This window comes from Bradyrhizobium sp. 62 (assembly GCF_023073035.1).
Lineage (GTDB): Bacteria > Pseudomonadota > Alphaproteobacteria > Rhizobiales > Xanthobacteraceae > Bradyrhizobium.
Window position 1 is genome coordinate 61,884 of the sequence record NZ_JADPIT010000030.1, and the last position, 7,544, is coordinate 69,427.

A 7,544-nucleotide genomic window follows, 5' to 3' on the forward strand; every position below is an offset into this window, starting at 1 on the left:
CGGAAGGCTCACATGCCAGGGAACCACGGAAAAGTTCCGTCCGACAACCAGCGAACCGCAAATTGGTTGCGATCCCGTTTGCTCAGCCAAGTCCGTCTGAAATACCACCGCGCCACCCCAACGGCGATTCGCCCAGATCGCCCAACCCATTCCCGGCCGGCACTTGCCGCTCGGCCGGTGTTTTTTTCGTGGCGGGGCTATCCCATCGCCGCCTGCCAGCGCGTATCGCGCAGGGACGGGCGGCGGTGCAGGCGGGCGTCGAGCAGCGCGCGGGCGCGGGGCAGGTCGCCGCTGCGCATCAGGGCAACGACAAAAGTGTCCTCGATCAACTCGCGCTGGGCGTGGCTGCCGCCGAGACGCACGACCTCACCGAGAATCGGCGTGAGCGTTTGCACGCATGCCGCGTAGTCCTCGTTGGCAAAGGCCGCCAGTGCGCGGCAGACCGCGGGCACCACGGGACCGGCCGGAAGCTTGCCATCGGCGAGCCTTTGCTCGATGGCGGCAAGACGTGTGGCGAGCGCCTCGCGATTTTGCGTCGCAGCCGCGAACAGCGCCATGTGGATATCGGCGAAGGGCAGGCTCGATTTCGGAAACAGTTTTTGCGCGGCGCCGTCGGCTTCGAGCCAGAGCGCTCTCGGCACGGCGTGGCCGTAAGCCGACAGGCGCCAGAGCAGTGACGCACCGTCAGTGACGAGATTGAGCGGTGGCGCCTGCGTGGCGTTTGGCTGCAGCACGTCGGCATAGATCGCGAGCGCCCGCGCGGCATCGCCATGCTCCAGCGCGCCGAGCGCCTGATGCCAGCGGATGTGGCCGTGCAAGATTCCGGCGCGATGGTAAGAGGGGATCCAGTCGTCGACGAGCCGGTCGGCCGCTTCGATCGAACCGTCCTCGAACATCGCATGCAGCACGGCGTGCGCGGCATGGGCATTCTGCCGGCGCAGGTCGAAGCCGCGCTCGGTGACGCCGCGGCCGCGACCGACATTGCCGTTCTCGGTCATCGCCCAGCCGTACATAGTGAGGAACCACCAATCCTCGCCATAGTGATGCGCGACGCGCTCGCACAGCTCCTGCCGCGCGCGGTCGTGATCGGCCATGCCGGAGAACGCGTACAGGCCGAACGCGCCGAGCGGCAGCGACAGCACCAATGCGTCGCGCGGCCACGCCTCGACGTGCGTCATCGTTGCCGCGATCGCCTCGGGCAGCCGGCCCTCGATTGCGAGCGCCAGCGTTTCGACATGCGAGCGCTCGCGTTCCGTGCCGCGTTTCGCCACGAGCTCGCGCGCGAGCGCCGCCTTCTGCCGAGCCAGATCGCCTTGCTGATAGAAGCCATGCACGCGGGCGCGGGCGATATGGGGGAGCGCAAAATCCGGATCGAGCGCAATCGCGCGCTCCAGCGTTTCCGCCGTGCCGGTCCAGCCCGCGAGCATGAGGTCGACGCCCTCGCGATAAGCGGATGCCGCCTCTGGCGAAGAGGTGGAGAGCGGCAGGCCGTAGCGATCTTCGAGGGCCATTCCTGTCTCCGGCTCAGGCCGTCCGCGCGCGGCGTCCTTCGATCGGATAGGCCGGGTCGTTGTAGCCCGGCGTCGAGGGATGACCCGGCACGACCAGTCTGTCGATCAGCGCCTCGTCCTCGGCAGTGAAGCGATAGTCGAGCGCGCCGGTGTAGCCTTCCCATTGCTCCTCGGTGCGCGGACCGGCAACGATCGAGGAGACAAAAGCGGAGTTCAGCACCCAGGCGACCGCAAACTGGCCTGCGGTGATGCCCTTTTTCTCGGCGTGGGCCTTGATCTCCTGCGCCAGCTGGAGCGATTCCGGCCGCCATTCGGTCTGCATCATGCGCGTATCGTTGCGGCCTGCGCGGGTCTCCTTGTCGGGAGCCGCGTCGGGCTTGTATTTGCCGGTCAGCACGCCGCGCGCCAGCGGGCTGTAGGGCACGATGCCGAGGCCGTAATAGGAGCAGGCCGGGAAGTGCTCGACTTCGGGCATGCGATTCATGGCGTTGTAATAGGGTTGGCTCACAGCGGGACGGTCGATGCCGAGCCGGTCGCAGATGTTGCAGATTTCGGCGACGCGCCAGGCGCGGTAGTTCGAGACGCCGAAATAGCGCACCTTGCCGGCGCGGATCAGGTCGCCCATCGCGCGCACCGTCTCCTCCAGGGGCGTAGAATGGTCTTCCTTGTGCAGATAATAGATGTCGATGTGGTCGGTGCCGAGCCGCTTCAGGCTCTCATCCGCCGCTTGCAACACCCAGCGGCGGGACAGGCCGACACGGTTGGGATCCTCGCCCATGGGGTTCGCAAGTTTCGTCGCGAGCACCCAGGCGTGACGGTTGTTGCCGATGGCGCGTCCCACGACCTCTTCGGATGCGCCCTTCGAATAGGCGTCCGCGGTGTCGATGAAGTTGATGCCGGCCTCGTGCGCCTTCGCGATGATCCGCTTCGATGTCGCTTCATCGGTCGGCCCGCCGAACATCATCGTGCCCAAGCAGATCGGCGACACTTTGAGGCCGCTGCGGCCGAGTTGGCGGTATTGCATGGGGCGCGTCCTTGCTGCTTTTTCGGGCGACAGCATAGCCGTCTCACTCCGTCATTGCGAGCGCAGCGAAGCACCGTCATTGCGAGCGCAGCGAAGCAATCCAGCTATTTCCGCGGCACGGATTCTGGATTGCCTACCGCCGCAGACGCATCTCTGGACTGCTTCGCTGCGCTCGCAATGACGGAGTGGCGGAGATGCTTGCTACGCTCTCAGCTGTCATCGCCCGGCTTGACCGGGCGATCCAGTATTCCGAGAGGGCTGTAGTTTAATCGAGAAGCCGCGGCGTACTGGATTCCCCGCCTGCGCGGGGAATGACAGCGGTGGGTATCGCTCCTACCCCGGCCCCTTCAAAATCTTGAACACACCATTTGCCATCACCACGCAACGATCGTCCACCGTCACCTCGGTGCTCATGAAGATCAGGCTGCGCGTCGCGCGCACCACGCGCGGGCGGGAGATCAGGATGTCGCCGATCTGGCCAGCTTCGACGAAATGGGTGTCGAGCTGCACCGTCGCCATGAACTCCTTGCCGGAGACGTAGCGGGCGGTCATGCCGCAGGTACGGTCCGCGAACGTCATCATCACGCCGCCCTGGACCATGCCGCGGCGATTGTGGTGCTTGTCCTCGGTCGCGAGTGCGAATTCGTATTGGCCGTCGATCTTGCGCTCCCACAGCGGGCCGATCAGATGCATGAAACCCGTGGTCTCCAGAATGGTCCAGCCTTCTGCCTTCAGCCGTGCGGCTGTCTTATTGGTCATGTCGTCCATTCCTGAGCGGGTCGTGCGATTTCATTTCATCGGGGCCGGACGTGGTGTAGTCAAGCATCATGAGACCGTTCGACGATGCCACACGGCGGAATATCGCGGCCGCCTGCGCGGCCTTCACGCGGCTGCCGGAGGACGAAGCGCCGGCGGCGTTGAAGCGCGCCGCGGTGGCAGTTGCGCTGACTGCGGCCAGCGAGAGCGATGAGACGGCGTTGCTGCTCACGCTGCGCGCATCGCATCTGCGCGCCCATCGCGGTCAATGGGCCTTGCCCGGTGGACGCTGCGATGCCGGCGAGACGCCGGTCGAGGCGGCGCTGCGCGAACTCGACGAGGAGCTAGGCCTCCACCTCACCAGCGCGGAGGTGCTCGGCACGCTCGATGATTATCCGACCCGCTCGGGCTATCTGATCACGCCAGTCGTGGTCTGGGCCGCCGATAGTGCCGCGATCAAACCAAACCCGGACGAGGTCGCCTCCGTCCATCGCATCGCGCTTGCGACGGTCGAGCGCTCCGACGCTTTCGATTTCGTCGCGATCCCCGAGAGCACGCGCCGTGTGATCCGCTTTCATCATCAGTCGAGCCTGATCCACGCACCGACGGCGGCCCTGATCTACCAGTTCCGCGAGGTGCTGGCGGGGCGGCACACCCGCGTCACCGAGCTGGAACAGCCGGTATTCGCCTGGAAGTGACGCGAGGGGCGAAAACGAGGTAAACGACGTGTTAACGTGACGGTTACCGGATGCCTGCTAAGAGGGCAGCATGCATCAATCGATTCGAAATGCCGTGAGACTGGTTCCACTCGCGCTCGTCCTGCTCGCGCCTGCCGCGCGCGGTGGCGAATCCGACGCGCTGCCGCCGGCCGTCCGCAATGCCAAAGCCCAGCTGTTGTCGCAATTTTTCGCGCAAGGCGGTGCGTCGCCCGCCGTGCTGGAATATCGCCGCAAGCTGCAGGAGTATCAGGCGGCGCGTGCGGCCTTCGACGAGGAAGCCGGCGCCTATTGGAGCCAGATCTCCGAGAAGCGGAAAGGTCGCAACGCCAAGCGGCGCAGCGGGCAGCAGATCACGCTCGACGATTACGTGCTGGAGCATCCGCCGCTTTATAACGGGCCGAAACGGCCAGTGAATCCGGAGCCGGAGGAAACCCCGGACCGCCCGACGAAAAAGCCGATCCCCGTGGTCGCCGATCTGCTGCGCGCGGCGCAGGAACTCTACCAGTTCACGCCGCAGCGGCCGTCCAACGAAGTCGAATTCAAGCGCGTCTATGCACGCTACGCGCTGGCCTCGGGGCTGACGCGCGAGCAGGCGGTGCGGGTCTATGCGTTCGAGACCGGCGGCACCGGCAGTTATGACGTGCAGGCGGGAATCGAGCATGGCGGCAAGCGCGCCATTTCGACCGCGATGGGCTACAACCAGCTGCTGACGACCAACAGCGTCGAGCTGCTGGCCGAGCAAGGCCATGAGTTCATCCGCGCGCTCTCCGATAAGGTCGCGCGGACCTCCGGCCCGGCGCGCCAGTCGCTCGAGCACAAGCTCACCATTCTCAAGAAAATGGTGGCGCACGCCAAATCGGTGCCCGACACTTGGTCGGAGCACGAGAAGATCGGCAACACCGCGCAGGGCTGGGCCATGCATGCCATGGTGCTCGACATCGATATCGGGCCGATGCTGCAGACCCACAAGCTGCTGACGTCGGTGCTGTTCGCGCGCGCCAAGGGCTATAGCCGCCCGCTCAGCGCGGCCGAGCTCGAGATGATGAACCTCACCGGCGACGGCACCGGCCTCGACATGGTGACGATGCCGCAGGCGATGCGCGAGCAGGTGCCGACGTCGAACTTCTTCCAGCGCGGCGGCTACGAGCGCAACCCGGTCGCGATCCGCCACAACACGGTGGCGAAGCTGCTGGCGGTGACGGACACGAGGATGGACAGCAACAGCAACAATGCTGGCGCGCGGGAGCTCGCGGGGGCGTTTTAGGCGGCGGTAGCTGTCATGCCACGCGCAGGCGGGGCATCCAGTACGCTGCGGCGTTTCGGTTTAAGCACAACCGCCTCTGGAATACTGGATCGTCCGCCTTCGCGGACGATGACACCGAGTGTGGCGGCGCTGTCGCCCGCCGTCCCGTCCCTACTGATCCGACCCGAACTTGAACTTGCCGTCGCCTTCCAGATACGGGCCGCTGCGCATGTAGAGCTGGCCGTTGTGGCCGATGAAGAACAGCGTGCCTTTCGGTACCTTCTTGGCGCCCTTCAGAAGTTCACCGGCATTGCTGGTGCCCATCTTGTAGGAAAAGGTCTTGCCGTCCTTGTCATAGGCGTAGCCGGTGTCGGGCTTGAGCTCCCAAGGTGTCGCAGCGGTCTGCGCCAATGCGGGCGCAGCAAACGCGCCGAGCAAGGCCGTCACCAAAAAGATCTTTGTTGAAATTGCCATCACCCTATCCTCCCCATCGAGGCGCCCGGCTTGAACAAATCACGAACGATGCATCCGGGTCAATTTGCGAAAGCGCCGCAGCGCATCACGTCTTGCCCAGCAGTTTGTGATTTTCCCTTCGTCCCCGCGCGACTATGTTCCGCTTTCCGTCTAGAACGCAATTCGACAAAAACATTGGGTAGGGGATGATTCGAATGAACCTTGTCATTAAAGCTTGCTGGGCCGCCGGCCTGTTGCTGACGGCGCTCACGCCGGCCGCCCGGGCCGATGATTACCAGCTCAGCCACAACCAGCGGATTTCGTGCAGCCGTGGCCTGGCCCCGGGCAAGCTGAACACCGCGACCTGCAAGTCCTACACTTATCTCTTCAACACCAAGACCTCGGAATATTTCCGTTGCCAGGTCTCGCTGGCGCTGACCCGCGACAACAAGGAAGTCATCAACGTCCAGACCGACGGCGCCTGCACCAAGAAGCCGCGCATCTTCGAGACCGATGGCCATTACGATTTCGACGCCACCGAGACCGAGCCTCCGAACACCAATTCGTTCTTCGGCCCCGGCGGCTACTCGGTCTGGGCTGCCGACGTCAGCGCGCAGAAGGTGCGCGGCTGCATCATCATCTCCTCGGGCCTCGGCTCCGACATCTCCAAATGCCTGGACATGACCTTCCAGTGAGGGGGCTGTCCAGACTTGGCTGCGCCACCTCGCCGCACCCGCCGAGTTCCCCAAAAATCGAGCCAGCACAGCCATTTACCGCAGTCCTGTTTTGACTTTTGGATGGGTTGACCCGCTCCCTTCATCCGGCCAACTTCCCGGCCGGTTTGGGGAGTGGAAAGATCATGAAACGGACGATTTTCGGCGTGGCCGCAGCTCTTGCGCTGGCGGCCTCCGCGCCTTGCGCGCAGGCGCAATCCTTCATCAACGTGCTGACCGGCGGCACCTCCGGCGTCTACTATCCGCTCGGGGTCGCGATCGGGAAGATCTACGGCGACAAGATTCCGAACGTGAAGACGCAGGTGCAGGCCACCAAGGCGTCAGTCGAGAATCTGATCCTGCTCCAGCAGGGCCGCGGCGAGATCGCGTTCACGCTGGGCGACTCGCTGAAAGCGGCCTGGGACGGTGACGAGGAGGCGGGCTTCAAGTCCAAGCTCGACAAGCTCAGGACCATCGGCGCGATCTATCCGAACTACATCCAGATCGTCGCGACCGCCGAGAGCGGCATCAAGACGCTGGCGGACCTCAAGGGCAAGAGCCTGTCGGTCGGCGCGCCGAAATCGGGCACGGAGCTCAATTCGCGCGCGATCCTGGCAGCGGCCGGCATGAGCTACAAGGATCTCGGCAAGGTGGAGTATCTGCCGTTTGCCGAATCCGTCGATCTCATGAAGAACCGCCAGCTCGGCGCGACGCTGCAATCGGCCGGCCTCGGCGTGGCCTCGCTGAAGGATCTGTCGACCTCGAGCCCGATCACGGTGGTGTCGGTGCCGAAGGAGACCGTCGACAAGATCGGCCTGCCCTTCATCGCGGCGACCATTCCCGCCAACACCTACACCGGGCAGGACAAGGACGTGCCGACCGCCGCCGTGGTCAACTACCTCGTCACCAGCTCGGCGGTGTCGGACGATCTCGCCTACCAGATGACAAAACTGGTCTACGAGTCGCTGCCCGAGCTCGCCAACGCGCATGCGGCCGGCAAGGAGATCAAGCTCGAGACGGCCGCCAGCGGCAGCCCGGTTCCGCTGCACCCCGGCGCGATCCGCTATTACAAGGAAAAAGGGCTGATCAAGTAATCAGCTTTCGTTATCGGGCGTCATGGCCGGG

Annotated in this window: 8 protein-coding genes; 4 read left to right on the forward strand and 4 right to left on the reverse strand. The window is 64.6% G+C overall.

Translation table 11 applies throughout. The features are described from left to right. Positions 1–197 precede the first annotated feature (197 nt). The 3 genes from IVB47_RS27995 to IVB47_RS28005 all read right to left on the reverse strand — a co-directional run bounded on the left by IVB47_RS27995 (position 198) and on the right by IVB47_RS28005 (position 3,294). Entirely contained in the window at positions 198–1,511 is a 1,314-nt protein-coding gene (locus tag IVB47_RS27995) for a tetratricopeptide repeat protein (protein WP_247466110.1), read from the reverse strand. Between the two features lie 13 nt (positions 1,512–1,524). Further along, positions 1,525–2,535, reverse strand: coding sequence for an aldo/keto reductase (locus IVB47_RS28000; RefSeq protein WP_247406901.1), 1,011 nt, complete (start codon positions 2,533–2,535; stop codon positions 1,525–1,527). Positions 2,536–2,868: 333 nt separating this feature from the next. After that, the gene (locus IVB47_RS28005) at positions 2,869–3,294 is read right to left on the reverse strand and encodes a PaaI family thioesterase (RefSeq protein ID WP_027565689.1); all 426 of its coding nucleotides are present in this window, start codon (positions 3,292–3,294) and stop codon (positions 2,869–2,871) included. A 68-nt stretch (positions 3,295–3,362) separates the two neighbouring features. On the opposite strand from IVB47_RS28005, the gene IVB47_RS28010 reads away from it, so the two are divergent. Both IVB47_RS28010 and IVB47_RS28015 read left to right on the forward strand, forming a co-directional pair. Then, positions 3,363–3,989 (forward strand): CoA pyrophosphatase, encoded by a 627-nt coding sequence (locus IVB47_RS28010; RefSeq protein ID WP_247466112.1) that lies wholly within the window; start codon positions 3,363–3,365, stop codon positions 3,987–3,989. A 70-nt stretch (positions 3,990–4,059) separates the two neighbouring features. Beyond that, positions 4,060–5,274: a hypothetical protein gene (locus tag IVB47_RS28015; RefSeq protein ID WP_247466114.1), complete on the forward strand. Its 1,215-nt coding sequence runs from the start codon at positions 4,060–4,062 to the stop codon at positions 5,272–5,274. A 150-nt stretch (positions 5,275–5,424) separates the two neighbouring features. Here the strand turns inward: IVB47_RS28015 and IVB47_RS28020 are convergent, their stop codons facing one another. Beyond that, a complete protein-coding gene (locus IVB47_RS28020; protein WP_247466116.1) occupies positions 5,425–5,727 on the reverse strand; it encodes a hypothetical protein in 303 nt (100 codons plus the stop codon). Positions 5,728–5,921: 194 nt separating this feature from the next. Between IVB47_RS28020 and IVB47_RS28025 the strand changes: the two genes are divergently transcribed. Together IVB47_RS28025 and IVB47_RS28030 are read left to right on the forward strand one after the other, a co-directional pair. Continuing rightward, positions 5,922–6,401 carry a hypothetical protein gene (locus tag IVB47_RS28025; RefSeq protein ID WP_247357747.1) on the forward strand — a complete coding sequence of 160 codons (480 nt, stop codon included), beginning with the start codon at positions 5,922–5,924 and terminating at the stop codon, positions 6,399–6,401. 164 nt (positions 6,402–6,565) lie between these two features. Then, complete coding sequence (locus tag IVB47_RS28030) at positions 6,566–7,513, forward strand: TAXI family TRAP transporter solute-binding subunit (protein ID WP_027565684.1); 948 nt, start codon at positions 6,566–6,568, stop codon at positions 7,511–7,513. Positions 7,514–7,544: the final 31 nt, after the last annotated feature.

Coding starts and splice junctions, on each gene's coding strand:
- IVB47_RS27995 (WP_247466110.1), bottom strand. CDS start 1,511: ATGGCCCTCGAAGATCGCTACGGCCTGCCGCTCTCCACCTCTTCGCCA.
- IVB47_RS28000 (WP_247406901.1), bottom strand. CDS start 2,535: ATGCAATACCGCCAACTCGGCCGCAGCGGCCTCAAAGTGTCGCCGATC.
- IVB47_RS28005 (WP_027565689.1), bottom strand. CDS start 3,294: ATGACCAATAAGACAGCCGCACGGCTGAAGGCAGAAGGCTGGACCATT.
- IVB47_RS28010 (WP_247466112.1), top strand. CDS start 3,363: ATGAGACCGTTCGACGATGCCACACGGCGGAATATCGCGGCCGCCTGC.
- IVB47_RS28015 (WP_247466114.1), top strand. CDS start 4,060: ATGCATCAATCGATTCGAAATGCCGTGAGACTGGTTCCACTCGCGCTC.
- IVB47_RS28020 (WP_247466116.1), bottom strand. CDS start 5,727: ATGGCAATTTCAACAAAGATCTTTTTGGTGACGGCCTTGCTCGGCGCG.
- IVB47_RS28025 (WP_247357747.1), top strand. CDS start 5,922: ATGAACCTTGTCATTAAAGCTTGCTGGGCCGCCGGCCTGTTGCTGACG.
- IVB47_RS28030 (WP_027565684.1), top strand. CDS start 6,566: ATGAAACGGACGATTTTCGGCGTGGCCGCAGCTCTTGCGCTGGCGGCC.